Origin of the sequence: Burkholderia aenigmatica (assembly GCF_902499175.1) — a bacterium.
GTDB classification, from domain to species: Bacteria; Pseudomonadota; Gammaproteobacteria; order Burkholderiales; family Burkholderiaceae; genus Burkholderia; species Burkholderia aenigmatica.
This window is the reverse complement of sequence record NZ_CABVQC010000005.1, coordinates 20,243-37,941: the sequence shown is the minus strand read 5'-3', so window position 1 is coordinate 37,941 and position 17,699 is coordinate 20,243. Positions and strand designations below refer to the sequence as shown.

The following is a 17,699-nucleotide window of genomic DNA, read 5'->3' as shown; positions in this document are numbered from 1 at the left end:
GCGGCCAGCGCGCCGGCTCACATGCATTTCCCTCCTCCCGGGGCGCCGCTGCGCAAGCCGCCGCCCACCCACTCCGATGCGTCGCCCGCCACCGCACTGCGCGCACTCGACGCGGCCCAGCTCGACGATGCGCCGGCCGTGCGGCTGCTGACGGATACGCTTCACGCGGCACGCGTGCGCGACGCATCCGACATCCACGTCGAGCCGTTCGAAGCCGGCTGGCGCATCCGCCTGCGCATCGACGGCGTGCTGCACGAACATGCGCGGCCGCCGCTTCATCTGCGTGACGCGCTCGTCACGCGGATCAAGGTGCTCGCGCGCATGGACATCGCCGAGCGGCGGCTCCCGCAGGACGGCAGGCTGCGCATCGCGATCGACGGCGGTACGCGCGGCGACTTCCGGGTCAGTTCGCTGCCCACGTTGTTCGGTGAAAAGCTTGTGCTGCGGCGCCTCGAAACGCTGCCGCCCGACCTCACGCTCGCCCGCCTCGGCTTCGACGCGCAGCAGGCGGCCGCGATGGAGGCCGCGATACGTGAGCCGCATGGCCTCGTGCTCGTCACGGGCCCGACCGGCAGCGGCAAGACGCTGTCGCTCTACTGCGCGCTGCAGTTGCTCGACCGCGACGCGCACAACGTCTGCACGGTCGAGGATCCCGCCGAGATCCAGCTCGACGGCATCAGCCAGGTCGGTGTCGCCGAAAAGGCGGGGCTCACGTTCGCGACTGCACTGCGCGCGCTGCTGCGGCAGGATCCGGACATCATCATGGTCGGCGAGATTCGCGATGCGGAGACGGCCGACGTCGCGATCAAGGCCGCGCAGACCGGCCATCTGGTGCTGTCGACGCTGCACACGAACGACGCGCCGGCCGCCGTCGCGCGGCTGCTCGACATCGGCGTCGCACCATACAACCTCGCGGCCGCGCTGCACCTCGTCACCGCGCAGCGCCTCGTCCGGCGGCTGTGCGCCGCCTGCCGCGTGCACTCGGACGCACCGGTACCCGTCCTGCGGGAGGCCGGCTGCGACCCCGCCGCCCTCGCAGCCGGATGGCGGCCGTTCGTCGCGCGAGGCTGTTCGACCTGTCATGGAATCGGCTATCGCGGCCGTGTCGGCCTGCATCAGACGATGCCGGTGTCGCCCAGGCTGGCGGAGCGCATCGTCGCACGGGCGAGCGTCGGCGAACTCGCGCAATGCGCGGCAGCCGAAGGCGTGCGCAGTCTGCGCGATGCGGCGCTCGCGCGCGTCCACGACGGCACGACGAGCATCGCCGAAGCCCTCGCCGCGACACCTGCGGCATGAGCATGCGCACACCGCCGCGCGAAACCCGCTTCGCGTGGCGCGGCCGCCGTCGCGATGGCTCGCCACGCAGCGGGATCGTCATCGCGTTCGACATCGACGCGGCGCGCGCCGCACTCGCACGCGACGGCATCGCCGTGCTGTCGCTCGACGTCCGCGGGCCGGCCCGGCCGCCAACGGCCGGCGCGCGGGACGTCACACGCTTCACGCGCCAGCTCGCGAGCTTGCTACAGGCCGGATTGCCGCTCGCGCCGTCGCTCGAGATGCTCGCGCGTACGCGGCCGCGCGACGGACTGCCGCGCATCGCCGCGGGTCTCGCCCGCGAGATCCTCGCCGGCCGGCGCTTCGCCGATGCGCTCGCACGCTATCCATCGCAGTTCGGCATGCTGTATCGCCAGTTGATCGAGGTCGGCGAAGCGTCCGGCTCGCTCGGCGTCGTGCTGACACGGGTCGCCGAACACCGCGAGCGCGCCGACGCGCAGTGGCGCAAGCTGCGGGCCGCGCTCGCCTATCCGATGGCCGTCATCCTGTTCGCAGTCGCGATCTCGGCCGCGTTGATGGTATGGGTCGTGCCGACGTTCCGGCAGCTCTTCGACGGTTTTGGCGCCGCACTCCCGGCGCCGACCCGTGCGCTGCTCGCGCTGTCCTCCGCGCTGTCTGCGTGGGGCGGTGTGCTCGTTGCCGGTACGGCAGCAGCCGGGCTGGCCGCGCATTACGCGCTGCGGCGGTCGGCACCGCTGCGCCACGCGGTCGCGCGGCACCTGCTGCACGCGCCGCTCGCGGGTAGTGCGCTCAGCCGGTACGCAGCCGCACGCTGGTGCCGCTCGCTTGCGACGCTGCTCGGCGCCGGCGTACCGCTCGCCGACGCCTTTGCCACGCTCGAGCGCGCGGCCGGCCATCCGGTGTTCGAGCGCGCCACCGCGCATATCGCGGCTCGCGTGCTGCGCGGCGCGCGTCTCGCGGATGCAATGCAGTCGGCCGGCTGCTTTCCGGATGACGTCGTGCAGCCGATCGCCGTCGCCGAGGAAACCGGCGCGCTCGACACGATGCTCGCCGACATCGCCGCGCTATGCGAACGCCAGCTCGACGCGCGTCTCGATGCACTTGCCGCGCTCGGCGAACCGCTGATCGTGATCGTGCTGGGCGCACTCGTCGGCGGCCTCGTGATCGCGATGTACCTGCCCATCCTCCAGCTCGGCAACGTGGTGTAGCATCGCAACCGATTCTGTCGCCCTTTTGTCCGAACCTTGAGCCTCATGACGCCAGCGCCCCTGTACGCCGTTACCGATTCGCCCGAGAGTACGCTGCTCGCGCTGGCGATGCTGCCGCCTGCGTTGCAGTATGCGTTCGCGGCCGTCATCGGCCTCTGCATCGGCAGCTTCCTGAACGTGGTCGTGCACCGGCTGCCCGTGATGATGCAGCGCGCATGGCAAGCCGAGATCGATGAAGCGACCGGCAACGCGAGCGCCCCGCCCGACGACGGCTACCCGCCGCACTACAATCTGTGGCGCCCGCGCAGCGCGTGCCCGCATTGCGGCCATGTACTGCGCGCATGGGAAAACATCCCGCTCGTCAGCTACCTGATGCTGCGCGGGCGCTGCCGTCGCTGCGGCCACGCGATCGGCATCCGTTATCCGCTCGTCGAGCTCGCGTGCGCACTGCTCGCCGCCGGCTCCCTCGCCGCATTCGGCCCGACCGTCGCCGCGCTTGCCGCGTTCGCGCTGTGTGCCGCGCTGCTCGCCATGAGCGCAATCGATATCCGGACCGGCTACCTGCCCGACTCGATGACGCTGCCGCTCCTCTGGGCCGGGCTCGTGCTGAACCTCGGCGGCACGTTCACGTCGCTGCGCTCGGCCGTGATCGGAGCCATGGCCGGCTACCTGTTCCTGTGGTCGATCTACTGGCTGTTCAAATGGCTGCGCGGCATCGAGGGAATCGGGTTCGGCGACCTGAAGCTGCTCGCTGCGCTCGGCGCATGGATGGGCTGGGCCGCGCTGCCGCAGGTCGTGCTGTTCGCCGCGGTGACGGGCGCGATCGTCGGGCTCGTTGCGACCTGGCGCGGCCGCATGCGCTTCGAGGAGCCGATTCCGTTCGGCCCGTTCCTCGCGGCAGGCGGCGTCGCGACGCTGTTTTTCGGCACCCCTTTCTATTCGGCGCTCGGAGGCTGACATGTTCGCAATTGGACTCACCGGCGGCATCGGCAGCGGCAAGACGACCGTCGCCGATTTGTTCGGCGCCCGCGGCGCGTCGCTGGTCGATACCGATCTGATCGCCCATCGCATCACCGCGCCGGGCGGCCTCGCGATGCCCGCGATCGAACAGGCTTTCGGCCACGGCTTCGTTGCCGCCGACGGCGCACTCGACCGCGCGAAAATGCGCGCACTGATCTTCGGCGACGACGCCGCGCGCCGGCGCCTCGAAGCGATCACTCACCCGCTGATCCGCGCGGAGACCGATCGCGAAGCGCGCGACGCGCAGGGCCCGTACGTGATGTTCGTCGTGCCGCTGCTCGTCGAGTCAGGCAACTGGAAGACGCGCAGCGATCGCGTACTCGTCGTCGATTGCCCGGTCGAAACGCAGATCGCACGCGTGATGCAGCGCAACGGCTTCACGCGCGAGCAGGTCGAAGCGATCATTGCGAAACAGGCAACGCGTGAGGCTCGTCTCGCGGCGGCCGACGACGTGATCGTCAACGATGCGACGACGCCCGACGCGCTCGCCGCGCAGGTCGATGCACTGCACCAACGTTATCTCGGGTTGGCAGCCGCCGCGCGCTGAGCATCGTGCGCAATCGTGATGGTGTACGAAATTGGCGCGTTGCTAGGGTAGAGAGTGAGCATTAGAATGTCCTGCATTGTTTCAATTCCTACCCTAGAGGCGAGCGCGCTTGATTCTTTACGAGTATCCGTTCAACGAGCGAATTCGCACGCTGTTGCGCCTCGAAGATCTCTTCGAGCGCTTCGCGTTCTTTTTGGCTCAGGAGGACCCGCGTGAACACCACGTCGCGCTGACGACGCTGTTCGAAATCGCCGAGGTAACGGGCCGCGCGGATCTGAAATCGGATCTGATGAAGGAGCTCGAACGTCAGCGCCAGACGCTCGCCCCCTTTCGCGGCAATCCGGGCATCGAGCAGAACGCGCTCGAAGCCGTGCTCGGCGAAATCGAGCAGACGCTCGCGAATCTCGCGCAGATGCAAGGCAAGACTGGGCAGCATCTCGTCGACAACGAGTGGCTCGCCAGCATCCGCAGCCGCGCAGTGATTCCCGGCGGCACGTGCAAGTTCGACCTGCCGTCGTACTATGCGTGGCAGCAATGGCCCGCCGAGCAGCGGCGCCAGGACATCGCGAAGTGGATCCTGCCGATGCTGCCGCTGCGCGACGCCGTGACGATCGTGCTGCGGCTCGCGCGCGAATCGGGCCAGGCGTCGAAGGTCATGGCGATGCAGGGCAGCTACCAGCAGATGCTGTCCGGCCGCACCTACCAGTTGATGCAGGTGCGTGTAGCGCCGGAGCTACGCGTCATTCCCGAAGCGAGCGCCAACAAATACATGCTGTGGGTACGGTTCACCATGCAGGACGGCGATGTGCGGCCGCGCGCGGTGGACATCGACGTGCCGTTCCATCTGACACTATGCAATCTGTAACGGCCGCGTGCCGGATCGCTTTCGTATGACTACTGTTGTGAAATGCCCGTCGTGCGGCGCCGAAGTGCGCTGGACACCCGAAAATCAGTTCCGCCCGTTCTGCTCGGCCCGCTGCAAGCAGCTCGACCTCGGCGCATGGGCCGCGGAAAAGTACCGGATCGGTGGCTCCTCCGACGAGGGCCCCTCGTCGGAAGAAGACGGCACGGACGGCCGCCGCGACAGCTGAGCGGTGCGCGGCACCGCCCGCTAGTGATATGGCCCGCCTTTCCGGCAGGCCATCATGGCGTCAGTTCGACGCCGCTTCCTTCTCGAGCAGTTCGAGCACCGGCAGCGCAGCCGGCAGCAACGGCGCGACCTCGACCGGCAGTTGCTGCCATACGAACGCCTGCCCTTCCTTGCTGTGCGGCTCGCCCGTCCAGCCCGTCACCTTGCAGAAATAAAGCCGCACGTAGGCATGCGGATAATCGTGCTCGAGCGTGTGCCAGCGATGGCTGGCCGTGACTTCGATGCCAAGCTCCTCGTGCAGTTCGCGCGCAAGCGCGTCCTCGACGCTTTCGCCGGCCTCCAGCTTGCCGCCCGGAAACTCCCAGTAACCTTCATACGGCTTGCCTTGCAGCCGCTGCGCGAGCAGGTAGCTGCCGTCCGGCTGCACCATCACGCCGACCGCGACTTCCGTCACATTGCGGCCATCGGGTGCGCGCACCGCGCCTTGTGCGAGATCCGCGCTCATGCTTGCTCCTTGCGGCCCGACCAGTCACGCGCAAACTGCCACGCGACGCGCCCCGATCGCGAGCCGCGCTCGAGCGCCCACACGAGCGCGTCGCCGCGTGCGGACTCGATCTCCGTATCCGGGCAGCCGAAATGGCGCAGCCAGTGCCCGACGATGTCGAGATAGTCGTCCTGCTTGAACGGATAGAAGCTGACCCACAGGCCGAAGCGCTCCGACAGCGAGATCTTCTCCTCGACGACTTCGCCGGGGTGAATCTCGCCATCCGGGAGATGCTTGTACGTCTCGTTGTCGCTCATGTACTCGGGCAGCAGATGCCGGCGGTTCGACGTCGCGTAGATCAGCACGTTGTCCGACTGCGCGGTGATCGAGCCGTCTAGCGCGACCTTCAGCGCCTTGTAACCCGACTCGCCTTCCTCGAACGACAGGTCGTCGCAGAACACGATGAAGCGCTCGGGACGCTGCGAGATCAAGTCGACGATGTCGCCGAGATCATGCAGGTCGTCCTTGTCGACTTCGATCAGGCGCAGGTCGTCCTTCGCATACGCGTTCAGGCACGCCTTGATCAGCGACGACTTGCCGGTACCGCGCGCGCCGGTCAGCAGCACGTTGTTCGCCGGCTTCTGCTGCACGAACTGCCGCGTGTTCTGTTCGATCAGCCCTTTCTGGCGATCGATGTTGTGGAGATCGTCGAGCGTGATCGACGACACGGCCGGCACCGGCTGCAGATAGCCGCGCCCCTGGCGCTTGCGCCAGCGGAACGCGTGTGCGGCATTCCAATCGACCGCCGCCGGTGCAGGCGGCAGCATCCCCTCGAGACGACCGAGCAACGCTTCGGCGCGCGTCAGAAACTGTTCAAGTTTGTCCATGTCGTTCGACCGCTCCCGATCAGGAACGGTAATCCGCGTTGATGCTCACGTAGTCGTGCGACAGGTCGCACGTCCAGATGGTGGCCTGCGCGTCGCCGCGGCCGAGCAGCACGCGGATCGTGATTTCGCTTTGCTTCATCACGCGCTGGCCGTCCTCTTCCTGGTAGGCCGGGTTGCGGCCACCCGCCTTCGCGACGAGCACGTCGTCGAGATAGAGGTCGATCTTGTCGACGTCGAGATCCGCGACGCCCGCATAGCCGATCGCCGCGAGAATCCGGCCGAGGTTGGGGTCGGATGCGTAGAAGGCCGTCTTCACGAGCGGCGAATGGCCGATCGCGTAAGCGATCTGGCGGCATTCCGCGACATTCTTGCCGCCTTCGACCTGCACCGTCATGAATTTCGTCGCGCCTTCGCCATCGCGCACGATCAGTTGCGACAGCACCTGCGCGACTTCCGTCACCGCATCGCGCAGCGCCGCATAGGCCGGCGAATCGGTCGACGTGATCGCCGGCAGCGTGCTCTTGCCCGACGCGATCAGGATGAACGAGTCGTTCGTCGACGTATCGCCGTCGATCGTGATGCAGTTGAACGAGCGGTCGGCCACTTCCTTCACGAGCGTGTCGAGCACCGGCTGCGCGACGTTCGCGTCGAACGCGAGGAAGCCGAGCATCGTTGCCATGTTCGGCTTGATCATGCCCGCACCCTTGCTGATGCCCGTCAGCGTGACCGTGTGGCCGTCGATCGTCACCTGGCGCGACGTGGCCTTCGGCAGCGTGTCGGTCGTCATGATCGCGTGCGCGGCGTCGAACCAGTTCGCTTCCTTGCGGTTCGCGAGCGCGGCCGGCAGCCCAGCCTTCAGGCGGTCGATCGGCAGCGGCTCGAGGATCACGCCGGTCGAGAACGGCAGCACCTGCGCCGGCTCGATGCCCGCGAGGCGCGCGAGTTCCATGCAGGTTTCGCGCGCGTTCACGAGGCCCGGCTCGCCGGTGCCCGCGTTCGCATTCCCCGTATTCACGACGAGCGCGCGAATGCCCGCGCCGCCCGCGCGCACCTTTGCCAGGTGCTCGCGGCAGACGATGACCGGCGCGGCGCAGAAACGGTTTTCGGTGAACACGCCCGCGACCGTCGCACCTTCGTCGACGGAGATGACCAGCACGTCCTTGCGATTCGGCTTGCGGATGTTCGCTTCCGCCCAGCCGAGCGTGACGCCGGCGACGGGATGCAGTTGGGCGGGATCGATCGACGGAAAATTGACAGCCATGGGGCACACCTGCCGGATGGAAAATGCCGGCATGCGCCGGCATCGATTGGAAGAACCGGCGGCCGCACGCGCGGGCCGCCGCAACTCACATCACTCACTCGAAGCTGCGAACGAAGCGGCACGCGTGATGCGCGCCGCCGTCGATCATGACAGCTTCCCGTGACATTGCTTGTACTTCTTGCCGCTGCCGCACGGGCACGGATCGTTGCGGCCGACCTTCGGCATTTCGCCGCCGGGGCCGCTGTGCGTCATCGCGCTGCCGACCATCTCGGCCGTCGCCGTGGCCGCCGCGGCAGCGGTGACGTTCGCCACCGGCGCACCGGCTTCCGCGTAATCGGCGTGCTGGTACTCGACGTTCTCGAGATGACCGCTGCGCTCCTCGATCTGCTCGGCGGCTTGCTCGAGTTGCTCCGGCGACTGGATCTGCACGTTCATCACGACGCGCGTGACTTCCTGCTTGATCGCTTCGAGCATCGCGGCGAACAGCTCGAACGCTTCACGCTTGTATTCCTGCTTCGGATTCTTCTGCGCGTAGCCGCGCAGGTGGATACCCTGGCGCAGGTGGTCGAGCGCCGCGAGGTGCTCGCGCCACAGGCGGTCGACCGTCTGCAGCATCACCGAGCGCTCGAACGCGCTGAACGATTCGCGGCCGACCATCGCGACCTTCGCCTCGTACTGCTCGTCGGCGGCCGTCATCACGGCGTCGAGGATCTCCTCGGCGGTGATCGACGACGACTCGTTCACCATTTCCTGGATCGCGAGGTCGAGCTGCCAGTCGTTGCGCAGCGCTTCCTCGAGCTCGGGCACGTCCCACTGCTCTTCGATGCTGCCTTCCGGCACGAACTGGCGGACGACTTCGGTCACCACGCCATGACGCATCGCGGTGATCGTCTCGGTGATGTCGTGCGCTTCGAGCAGCTCGTTACGCTGCTGGTAGATCACCTTGCGCTGGTCGTTCGACACGTCGTCGTATTCGAGCAGCTGCTTGCGGATGTCGAAGTTGCGCGCTTCGACCTTGCGCTGCGCGGACTCGATCGAGCGCGTGACGATGCCGGCCTCGATCGCCTCGCCTTCCGGCATCTTCAGGCGGTCCATGATCGAACGCACGCGGTCGCCCGCGAAGATGCGCAGCAGCGGATCGTCGAGCGACAGGTAGAAGCGCGACGATCCCGGATCGCCCTGACGGCCCGCACGGCCGCGCAGCTGGTTGTCGATCCGGCGCGATTCGTGACGCTCGGTGCCAATGATGTGCAGGCCGCCCGCGGCCTTCACCTGCTCGTGCAGCGTTTCCCACTCGTCGTGCAGCTGCTGGATGCGGCGCGCCTTCTCGTCGGCCGGGATGGCTTCGTCGGCCTCGATGAACGCAGCCTGCTTCTCGGCATTGCCGCCGAGCACGATGTCGGTACCGCGACCGGCCATGTTGGTTGCGATCGTGACGCGCTTCGGACGGCCGGCTTCCGCGACGATCGCGGCTTCGCGCTCGTGCTGCTTCGCGTTCAGCACCTCGTGCGGCAGCCCGGCCTGCTTCAGCAGGTGCGACAGCAGCTCGGAGTTCTCGATCGACGTCGTGCCGACCAGCACCGGCTGACCGCGCTCATAGCATTCGCGGATGTCGCGGATCACCGCGTCATAGCGCTCCTTGGCCGTCTTGTAGATCTGGTCCTGCTTGTCGATCCGCTTCGGCGGGCGGTTGGTCGGGATCACGACCGTCTCGAGACCATAGATCTCGTTGAATTCGTACGCTTCGGTGTCGGCGGTACCGGTCATGCCGGCCAGCTTCGCGTACATCCGGAAGTAGTTCTGGAACGTGATCGATGCGAGCGTCTGGTTCTCGCTCTGGATCTTCACGTGTTCCTTCGCCTCGACGGCCTGGTGCAGGCCGTCGGACCAGCGGCGGCCGGCCATCAGGCGGCCGGTGAATTCGTCGACGATGACCACTTCACCGTTCTGCACGACGTAGTGCTGATCCTTGTGGAACAGCGTGTGTGCGCGCAGCGCCGCGTACACGTGGTGCATCAGCGTGATGTTCTGCGGCGCGTACAGGCTCTCGCCCTCGCCGATCAGGCCCCATTCGGCGAGCAGGCGCTCGGCCTTCTCGTGGCCCGATTCCGTCAGGAACACCTGGCGGGCCTTCTCGTCGAGCGTGTAGTCGCCCGGCTTCTCGACGCCGGTGCCGTCGGCCTTCTCTTCACCGATCTGGCGCTCGAGCAGCGGCGGCAGTGCGTTCATCCGCACGTACAGTTCGGTGTGATCCTCGGCCTGACCCGAAATGATCAGCGGCGTGCGCGCCTCGTCGATCAGGATCGAGTCCACTTCGTCGACGACCGCGAAGTTCAGTGCTCGCTGCACGCGCGCGTCGGTCTCGTAGACCATGTTGTCGCGCAGGTAGTCGAAGCCGAACTCGTTGTTCGTGCCGTACGTGATGTCCGCCGCGTAGGCCTGCTGCTTCTGGTCGTGCTCCATGCCGGACAGGTTGATGCCGACCGACAGACCGAGGAAGTTGTAGAGGCGCGCCATCCATTCAGCGTCGCGCTGCGCGAGGTAATCGTTGACGGTCACGACGTGCACGCCGCGGCCAGCCAGTGCGTTCAGGTACACGGGCAGCGTCGCGACGAGCGTCTTGCCCTCGCCGGTGCGCATTTCCGCGATCTTGCCGTAGTGGAGCACCATGCCGCCGATCATCTGCACGTCGAAGTGCCGCATCTTCAGCACTCGGCGGCTGGCCTCGCGACAAACCGCGAACGCCTCGGGCAGCAGCTTGTCGAGCGACTCGCCGGCCGCGACTCGCTGGCGGAATTCGTCCGTCTTGCCGCGCAACTGGTCGTCCGTCAGCTTCTCGATCTGCGTTTCGAGCGCATTGATCGTCGTGACGGTCTTTTGGTATTGCTTGACGAGCCGCTGGTTGCGGCTGCCAAAAATTTTCTGGAGAAAACCGGTTGTCATCGGATCGGATCCTGCGTCGCAGCACCGGCGCCCGGCGCGTATTGCGCGCCCCGACGCCCGAGCCTCGGCGGCTTAGCGAATTAGTGGACTCAAACGAGGAATTTTAGCACGCGGGGAAGCGTGCGCCCGTGTCTCGGGCGGACGGGCACTGCGCGCCGACGGCCGGGCCAACGGGGCGAAAGCCGCCCGTGCACGGGCCCGCGCGGGTACAATCGGCGTCAACGTCCGCGCGCGTGCGCGCCCGAAGAATGTCTCGATGAACCGATTTTCCAAGCGTTTCGGCCCGCTCGCCCCGTATCGCCCGCAACCCGTGTCGGAAGTGCTCGGCCGCACCGACGCGTTCGCGGCGCTGCGCGCCGGCGTCGAGCAGATCGCGTCGCTGCAGCGCGATCTCGCCGCACTCCTGCCCGACTACCTGGCAAACCACATCGAGCCCGGCTTCGTGAAGGACGGGACCCTGACCCTCTTTGCGGCGCACAACGCGCTGGCCGCGCGGCTGCGGCAGGTCGAGCCGCGGCTGCTCGGCGATCTGCAAAAGCGCGGCTGGCCGGTCTCGACGCTGCGCGTGCGCATACGCCCGAAGGATGCGCCGGAGCCGCCGCACGTGAAGCAGGCGCGGATGACGTCGGTCGGCGCGGCCGCGTTGCGCGACCTGGCAGATCATCTCGAACCGTCACCGCTGCAGGACGCGCTCGCGCGGATGGCGGCCCGGCATGGCGCAAAGCCGCGCTGACGGCGTTACGCTGGCGCCGCCGGCAGCGCCAGCGCCCGGCCAATAAAAAAAGCAGCCCGAAGGCTGCTTTTTTATTGCTTGCGCCGAACGCAGGTCAGGCGAAGGCCGTCTGCATGTCGAACGCGAAGCCCTTCGGCGCGGCTTGCGGATCGTCGAACGTGACGATCTCGTACGCATCTTCGTTCGCGAGCAGTTCGCGCAGCAGCGCGTTGTTCAGCCCGTGGCCCGACTTGTACGCCGTGTACGACGCCAGCAGCGGATGGCCGATCACGTACAGGTCGCCGATCGCGTCGAGCATCTTGTGCTTCACGAACTCGTCGTCGTAGCGCAGCCCGTCGTTGTTCAGGATGCGGTACTCGTCGAGCACGATCGCGTTTTCCATGCTGCCGCCACGGGCGAGACCCATCTCGCGCAGCATCTCGGCCTCATGCGCGAAGCCGAACGTGCGTGCACGCGCGATCTCGCGCACGTACGACGTATTCGCGAAATCGACCTCGAGTTCCTGGCCGGTCTTGTCGACGGCCGGGTGACGGAAGTCGATCGAGAATTTCAGCTTGAAACCGAAGTACGGATCGAGACGCGCGAACTTGTCGCCGTCGCGGATTTCGACCGTCTTCTTCACTTTGATGAAGCGCTTCGGCGCGTTCTGCTCCTCGATCCCGGCGGACTGGATCAGGAACACGAAGGTCGCCGCGCTGCCGTCCATGATCGGGATTTCCTCGGCCGTCACGTCGACATAGAGGTTGTCGATGCCGAGACCGGCACACGCCGACATCAGGTGCTCGACCGTCGACACGCGCACGCCATCCTTCTGCAGCACCGACGCGAGCCGCGTATCGCCGATCGACGTCGCCGCGGCGGGAATGTCGACGGGCGTGGGAAGGTCGACGCGGGAGAACACGATGCCCGTGCCCGGCGCGGCGGGACGGAGCGTCAGCTCGATCTTGCGGCCCGAGTGGACACCGATACCCACGGTCTTCACGATGGATTTGATGGTGCGCTGCTTCAGCATGATGTTCTTCGTCGTGATTGAAGATATCAATCAGGAGTTATATTCGATAGGGGAGATTATAGCGTAATTCCCTATTCAGCGTAGTTTGAAACTGCGTATCAATCTGTTTCGGCTGTTTACCCGCGCCGATACGGGACGGGCCGATGCCCGGAACGGAGGCGTTTCCGGTCATCAGCCCGTGTTACAACTGCCCTGAGGCCGGTGAGCAGCGTTGCCGGCAGGCAACGGCGCACCGCACGATCAGGACGTCAACGTCGCGAGAACACTCGCCGCATCGCTCACTTCGAATTTGCCCGGCGCCTCGACGGCCAGCGTCTTGACCACACCGCCGTCAATCACCATCGCGTAGCGCAGGGAACGAATTCCCATGCCACGCGCGGACAAATCCTGCGTCAGCCCCAGCGCATGAGTGAAAGCCGCGCTGCCGTCCGCCATCATGCGCACCTTGCCCGCGGTGTGCAGATCACGTCCCCATGCGCCCATCACGAATGCGTCGTTGACGGACACGCACCAGATCTCGTCGATACCCGCCGCGCGCAGTTGCTCGGCGTGTTCGACGTAGCCCGGCACATGCTGCGCCGAGCAGGTCGGCGTGAAAGCGCCCGGCAATCCGAAGATCACCACCCGCTTTCCCGCAACCTGGTCGCGCACGCTGTAGGCGTTCGGCCCCAGCGTGCACCCTTCGCGCGCGTCGTCGATGTACTCGAACAATTGCGCGTCGGGCAGCGCGTCGCCCACTTGAATCATGGCTGGTCCCTCATAGCGATACGGTTTTTCAGCGTGTTGCGGACAGCACGGCCCATCCCGCCCCGCTTGCGCGGAGAGGGCACCTTTCCCGGCCCGGCGTCGCAATCGACGCGGCCTGTCGTGGTCCGTAGCATCCGTCACGCCGGCGATACCGCGGCAGTTTCGCCGCGGCTTCGCCTGTGTTTGCGTCAGTCAGCCTGCTTGCGCAGGAAAGCCGGGATGTCGTACGTGTCGACACCCTTCTCCTGCAGCGCCTGCACGTGCGATGCCGCGGTTTCGCGCGAATTGCGCCACACCGCCGGCGTATCGAGCGCGCCGTAGTCGGCCGTGCTGACGTGATGCGTCGGAGCGTAGCCGTGCGAAACCGCGCTGACCGGCTGGTTGTCCGTACCCGTGCGCAGCAGCGTCATCGGTGCCGATTGCTGCTTCTTCGCCGCACGGCCCAGACCCGTTGCCACGACCGTCACGCGCAGTGCATCGCCCATCGCGTCGTCGTACACCGCACCGAAGATCACCGTCGCATCTTCCGCCGCGTAGCTCTTGATCGTGTTCATCACTTCGCGCGTTTCCGACAGGCGCAGCGAACGGCTCGACGTGATGTTGACCAGCACGCCGCGCGCGCCCGACAGATCGACGCCTTCGAGCAGCGGGCTCGCCACGGCCTGTTCCGCCGCGAGGCGTGCGCGATCGACGCCGGCGACCGTCGCCGTGCCCATCATCGCCTTGCCCTGCTCGCCCATCACCGTCTTCACGTCTTCGAAGTCGACGTTCACGAGGCCATCGACATTGATGATTTCAGCAATGCCTGCAACCGCGTTGTTCAACACGTCGTCCGCGCACTGGAAGCACTTGTCCATCTCGGCATCGTCGCCCATCACGTCGAACAGCTTGTCGTTCAGAACGACGATCAGCGAGTCGACGTGATCCTCCAGTTGCTGCGAACCGGCTTCAGCGACGCGCATGCGCTTGCCGCCTTCGAACTCGAACGGCTTGCTGACGACACCCACCGTCAGGATGCCCATCTCCTTCGCGATCTGCGCAACCACCGGTGCCGCGCCCGTGCCCGTGCCACCACCCATGCCGGCCGTGATGAACACCATGTGCGCGCCGCGCAGTGCGTCGGCGATGCGCTCACGCGCTTCTTCCGCTGCCGCACGGCCCATTTCCGGCTTCGCGCCAGCGCCCAGACCCGTGTTGCCGAGCTGGATCACCGACGATGCACGCGAACGCGACAGCGCCTGCGCATCCGTGTTCATCACGATGAAGTCGACGCCCTGCACGCCGCGGTTGATCATGTGCTGGACGGCATTGCCGCCAGCGCCGCCAACGCCGACCACCTTGATGATGGTGCCGTTGGTTTCGGTTTCCAGCATTTCGAATTCCATTGTTGCCTCCGTCAAGAGAAATACTGCTACTCGGCCGTTATTCGGCAGGAGATCGGGCAACCCCCTGTCGCGCGCCAGCCGCCGGCACCGGCGCGAATTTCGATTCGGTTCGTCAGAAGTTGCTCAGGAACCATTCCTTCATCCGCGAGAACACCTGCCCCGCGTTGCCGGACTGCACGGCGACCTTGCGGCCGCGCATGCGCTGAGCACTGCCTTCGACGAGCAGCCCCATCGCCGTCGAGTAGCGCGGATTGCGCACGACGTCGGAGAGGCCGCCTGCATATTCCGGCGCGCCGATGCGCACCGGTTTCAGGAAAATGTCTTCGCCGAGCTCGACCATGCCGGGCATCATCGACGCCCCGCCCGTAATGACCACGCCGGAGCTCAGCAGTTCTTCGTAACCCGATTCGCGCACGACCTGCTGCACGAGCGAGAACAGTTCCTCGACACGCGGCTCGATCACGGCTGCGAGCGCCTGGCGCGACAGCGTGCGCGGGCCGCGTTCGCCGAGGCCCGGCACTTCCACCATTTCGTCCGGATCGGCGAGCGCCTGCTTGGCAATGCCGTAGCCGACCTTGATGTCTTCCGCATCCGGCGTCGGCGTGCGCAGCGCCATCGCGATGTCGCTCGTGATCTGGTCGCCGGCGATCGGAATCACCGCGGTGTGACGGATCGCGCCTTCGGCGAAGATCGCGATGTCCGTCGTGCCGCCGCCGATGTCGACCAGCACTACGCCGAGATCCTTCTCGTCTTCCGTCAGCACGGCCAGCGACGACGCGAGCGGCTGCAGGATCAGGTCGTTCACTTCGAGCCCGCAACGGCGCACGCACTTGACGATGTTCTGCGCGGCACTCACCGCGCCCGTCACGATGTGCACCTTCACTTCCAGCCGGATGCCGCTCATGCCGATCGGCTCGCGCACGTCTTCCTGGCCGTCGATGATGAATTCCTGCGTGAGGATGTGCAGCACCTGCTGGTCGGTCGGGATGTTGATCGCCTTCGCGGTCTCGATCACGCGCGCAACGTCGGTCTGCGTGACCTCCTTGTCCTTGATCGCGACCATCCCGCTCGAGTTGAAGCTGCGGATGTGGCTGCCCGCGATCCCCGTGAACACGTTGGTGATCTTGCAGTCGGCCATCAGCTCGGCTTCCTCGAGCGCGCGCTGGATCGACTGCACGGTGGCCTCGATGTTGACCACCACACCTTTCTTCAGACCCTTCGACTCGCTCTGGCCGAGACCGATCACCTCGTAGTGGCCTTCGCCCTTCAGCTCGGCGACGATGGCCACCACCTTCGACGTGCCGATGTCGAGGGAAACCAGCAGATCCTTGTAGTCTTTGCTCATAAAGTGCTCTTGCGTGTGATCTCTCGTTACTTCTTGCGCTTGTCGGTATCGGTCAGGAACCGCATGCCTGCCGCACGAATCGCGAATCCGTTCGGATAACGCAGGTCCGCGTACTCGATGTCGTTGCCCCAGCGCTCCGTGACAGCCGGCCATGCGGCAACCAGGCGCTGGCTCCGGTCATGCAGCGACTCGCTGTTGCGTTCCTTGCCCAGCTCGACCTGCATGCCGTTCGACAGCTTCACCGTCCACGCGTACCGCGCCGACAGCGTCACTTCTTCCGGCGCCGCCTTCAGCGGCGCAAACCATTTCCCGAAGTCGCGATACCGCGTGACGACTTCCTTCGCACTGCCCTCCGGGCCGTCGAATGCCGGCAGTTCCTGCTCCAGCTCGCCCTGGTTCGCGGTGAACAGTTCGCCGTCGACACTCACGAGCTGGTCGCTGCCCCAGGTCCCGAGCGGTTTGTACTCCTCGAGCGTGACAGCCAGCGCATTCGGCCACACCCGGCGCACGCTCGCGTGGCGCACCCAGGGCATCTGCTCGAACGCGCCGCGTGCCGCATCGAGATCGACCGTGAAGAAATTGCCCTTCAGCCGGCCGACCACGCCCGCGCGCACCGTCGGTGAATTGATGTGCTCGGTGTCGCCGTCGATCCGGATTTCCCGCAGCGCGAACGTCGGGCGCTGGATCAGCCAGTAGCAACCGGCCGCCGCCAACACGAGCAGCAACAGCGCGTACAGCGCGCTGGCGGCAAGGTTGAGTTGGCGAACGTTGTTCCACATACGTCGTTCCGTTCCTGCGTCAGTCGTTGAGCGTGAGCGACAGCACCTTCACGACCAGCTCCGAATAGCTGATGCCGACCGCGCGCGCGGCCTTCGGCGGCAGCGAGTGGTCAGTCATGCCCGGCGCGGTGTTCACTTCCAGGAAGTACGCGTTGCCGTCGGCGTCGAGCATGAAATCCGCGCGGCCCCAGTCGGTGCAGCCGAGCACGTCGAACGCACGGCGCGCGATGCGCTTGAGCTCCGCTTCCTTGTCGGCGGGCAGCCCGCACGGAATCAGGTATTGCGTGTCGTCGGCGACGTACTTCGCGTGATAGTCGTAGAACTCGCCGGCCGGCACGATCTTGATCACCGGCAGGTCGAGATCGCCAGCGATGCAGGCGGTGTATTCGCCGCCGCCCTCGATGCTCTTCTCGACGATCACGATCGGGTCATGCTTCGCGGCTTCCGCGAGCGCAGCCGGCAGCGCGTCGGCCGTCTTCACTTTCAGCACCGCCACGCTCGAGCCCTCGCTCGCCGGCTTCACGAACAGCGGCAGGCCGAGCTTCGCGACGATGTCCGTCGCGCGCGCCGCGAGGTCGTCGCCGCGCAGCACCGTCTCGAACGGCGGCGTCGGCACGCCCGTCTGCTGCCACACGAGCTTCGTGCGGAACTTGTCGAGGCCGAGCGCCGACCCGAGCACGCCGCTGCCCGTGTAACGAATGCCGTAGAAATCGAGCGCGCCCTGGATCTGGCCGTTCTCGCCGTAGCCGCCATGCAGCGCGTTGAACGCGCGCACGAACCCTTCATCCTTCAGCGCCGCCAGCGGGCGCTCGGCCGGGTCGAACGGGTGCGCGTCGATGCCCGCGTCGCGCAGGCCCTGCAGCACGAGCTTGCCCGACGTGAGCGACACCTCGCGCTCCGAGGACTCGCCGCCGAACAACACCGCCACCTTGCCGAAACGTTTCGGATCAATCCCGCTCATG

General features: G+C 66.4%; 17 protein-coding genes. 7 read left to right on the top strand and 10 right to left on the bottom strand.

Translation table 11 applies throughout. The features are described 5' to 3' along the window. Nucleotides 1-21 precede the first annotated feature (21 nt). From BDO18943_RS05250 to BDO18943_RS05225, 6 genes are all read left to right on the top strand, one after another. Nucleotides 22-1,296 carry a GspE/PulE family protein gene (locus BDO18943_RS05250; protein WP_175021539.1) on the top strand — a complete coding sequence of 425 codons (1,275 nt, stop codon included), beginning with the start codon at nucleotides 22-24 and terminating at the stop codon, nucleotides 1,294-1,296. Next, entirely contained in the window at nucleotides 1,293-2,504 is a 1,212-nt protein-coding gene (locus BDO18943_RS05245; protein WP_175021538.1) for a type II secretion system F family protein, read from the top strand. The genes BDO18943_RS05250 and BDO18943_RS05245 overlap by 4 nt, the downstream gene beginning before the upstream one ends. 45 nt (nucleotides 2,505-2,549) lie before the next feature. After that, the gene (locus BDO18943_RS05240; RefSeq protein WP_043191443.1) at nucleotides 2,550-3,461 is read left to right on the top strand and encodes a prepilin peptidase; all 912 of its coding nucleotides are present in this window, start codon (nucleotides 2,550-2,552) and stop codon (nucleotides 3,459-3,461) included. A gap of 1 nt (nucleotide 3,462) precedes the next feature. Next, nucleotides 3,463-4,071: a dephospho-CoA kinase gene (gene coaE, locus BDO18943_RS05235; protein WP_175021537.1), complete on the top strand. Its 609-nt coding sequence runs from the start codon at nucleotides 3,463-3,465 to the stop codon at nucleotides 4,069-4,071. Nucleotides 4,072-4,180: 109 nt separating this feature from the next. Then, complete coding sequence (gene zapD, locus BDO18943_RS05230; RefSeq protein ID WP_043191449.1) at nucleotides 4,181-4,936, top strand: cell division protein ZapD; 756 nt, start codon at nucleotides 4,181-4,183, stop codon at nucleotides 4,934-4,936. A 25-nt stretch (nucleotides 4,937-4,961) separates the two neighbouring features. After that, entirely contained in the window at nucleotides 4,962-5,162 is a 201-nt protein-coding gene (locus BDO18943_RS05225) for a DNA gyrase inhibitor YacG (protein WP_027788444.1), read from the top strand. 60 nt (nucleotides 5,163-5,222) lie between these two features. On the opposite strand, the gene BDO18943_RS05220 is transcribed toward BDO18943_RS05225, so the two are convergent. The 4 genes from BDO18943_RS05220 to secA all read right to left on the bottom strand — a co-directional run bounded on the left by BDO18943_RS05220 (nucleotide 5,223) and on the right by secA (nucleotide 10,736). Beyond that, nucleotides 5,223-5,666 carry an NUDIX domain-containing protein gene (locus BDO18943_RS05220; protein ID WP_175021536.1) on the bottom strand — a complete coding sequence of 148 codons (444 nt, stop codon included), beginning with the start codon at nucleotides 5,664-5,666 and terminating at the stop codon, nucleotides 5,223-5,225. After that, complete coding sequence (locus tag BDO18943_RS05215) at nucleotides 5,663-6,532, bottom strand: ATP-binding protein (protein WP_175021535.1); 870 nt, start codon at nucleotides 6,530-6,532, stop codon at nucleotides 5,663-5,665. Before BDO18943_RS05215 ends, BDO18943_RS05220 begins: the two co-directional genes overlap by 4 nt. Before the next feature lie 19 nt (nucleotides 6,533-6,551). Continuing rightward, nucleotides 6,552-7,793 (bottom strand): bifunctional glutamate N-acetyltransferase/amino-acid acetyltransferase ArgJ, encoded by a 1,242-nt coding sequence (argJ, locus tag BDO18943_RS05210; protein WP_175021534.1) that lies wholly within the window; start codon nucleotides 7,791-7,793, stop codon nucleotides 6,552-6,554. A gap of 144 nt (nucleotides 7,794-7,937) precedes the next feature. Then, the gene (gene secA, locus BDO18943_RS05205; RefSeq protein ID WP_043191460.1) at nucleotides 7,938-10,736 is read right to left on the bottom strand and encodes a preprotein translocase subunit SecA; all 2,799 of its coding nucleotides are present in this window, start codon (nucleotides 10,734-10,736) and stop codon (nucleotides 7,938-7,940) included. Between the two features lie 256 nt (nucleotides 10,737-10,992). Here secA and BDO18943_RS05200 point away from each other — a divergent pair, with 256 nt between their 5' ends. Then, a complete protein-coding gene (locus BDO18943_RS05200; RefSeq protein ID WP_175021533.1) occupies nucleotides 10,993-11,469 on the top strand; it encodes a DUF721 domain-containing protein in 477 nt (158 codons plus the stop codon). A gap of 94 nt (nucleotides 11,470-11,563) precedes the next feature. Here BDO18943_RS05200 and lpxC read toward each other — a convergent pair whose 3' ends face one another. The 6 genes from lpxC to BDO18943_RS05170 all read right to left on the bottom strand — a co-directional run bounded on the left by lpxC (nucleotide 11,564) and on the right by BDO18943_RS05170 (nucleotide 17,698). Beyond that, complete coding sequence (lpxC, locus tag BDO18943_RS05195) at nucleotides 11,564-12,481, bottom strand: UDP-3-O-acyl-N-acetylglucosamine deacetylase (protein ID WP_175021532.1); 918 nt, start codon at nucleotides 12,479-12,481, stop codon at nucleotides 11,564-11,566. 240 nt (nucleotides 12,482-12,721) lie between these two features. After that, a complete protein-coding gene (locus tag BDO18943_RS05190) occupies nucleotides 12,722-13,228 on the bottom strand; it encodes a peroxiredoxin (protein ID WP_011350844.1) in 507 nt (168 codons plus the stop codon). A 188-nt stretch (nucleotides 13,229-13,416) separates the two neighbouring features. Further along, nucleotides 13,417-14,613, bottom strand: coding sequence for a cell division protein FtsZ (gene ftsZ, locus BDO18943_RS05185; RefSeq protein ID WP_011350843.1), 1,197 nt, complete (start codon nucleotides 14,611-14,613; stop codon nucleotides 13,417-13,419). Nucleotides 14,614-14,725: 112 nt separating this feature from the next. Continuing rightward, nucleotides 14,726-15,958, bottom strand: a complete 1,233-nt coding sequence (gene ftsA / locus BDO18943_RS05180; protein ID WP_006487138.1) for a cell division protein FtsA — start codon at nucleotides 15,956-15,958, stop codon at nucleotides 14,726-14,728. A 26-nt stretch (nucleotides 15,959-15,984) separates the two neighbouring features. Beyond that, nucleotides 15,985-16,737, bottom strand: a complete 753-nt coding sequence (locus BDO18943_RS05175) for a cell division protein FtsQ/DivIB (protein WP_043191473.1) — start codon at nucleotides 16,735-16,737, stop codon at nucleotides 15,985-15,987. 19 nt (nucleotides 16,738-16,756) lie between these two features. After that, on the bottom strand, nucleotides 16,757-17,698 hold the full coding sequence (locus tag BDO18943_RS05170; protein ID WP_175021531.1) for a D-alanine--D-alanine ligase: 942 nt from the start codon (nucleotides 17,696-17,698) through the stop codon (nucleotides 16,757-16,759). Nucleotide 17,699 lies beyond the last annotated feature (1 nt).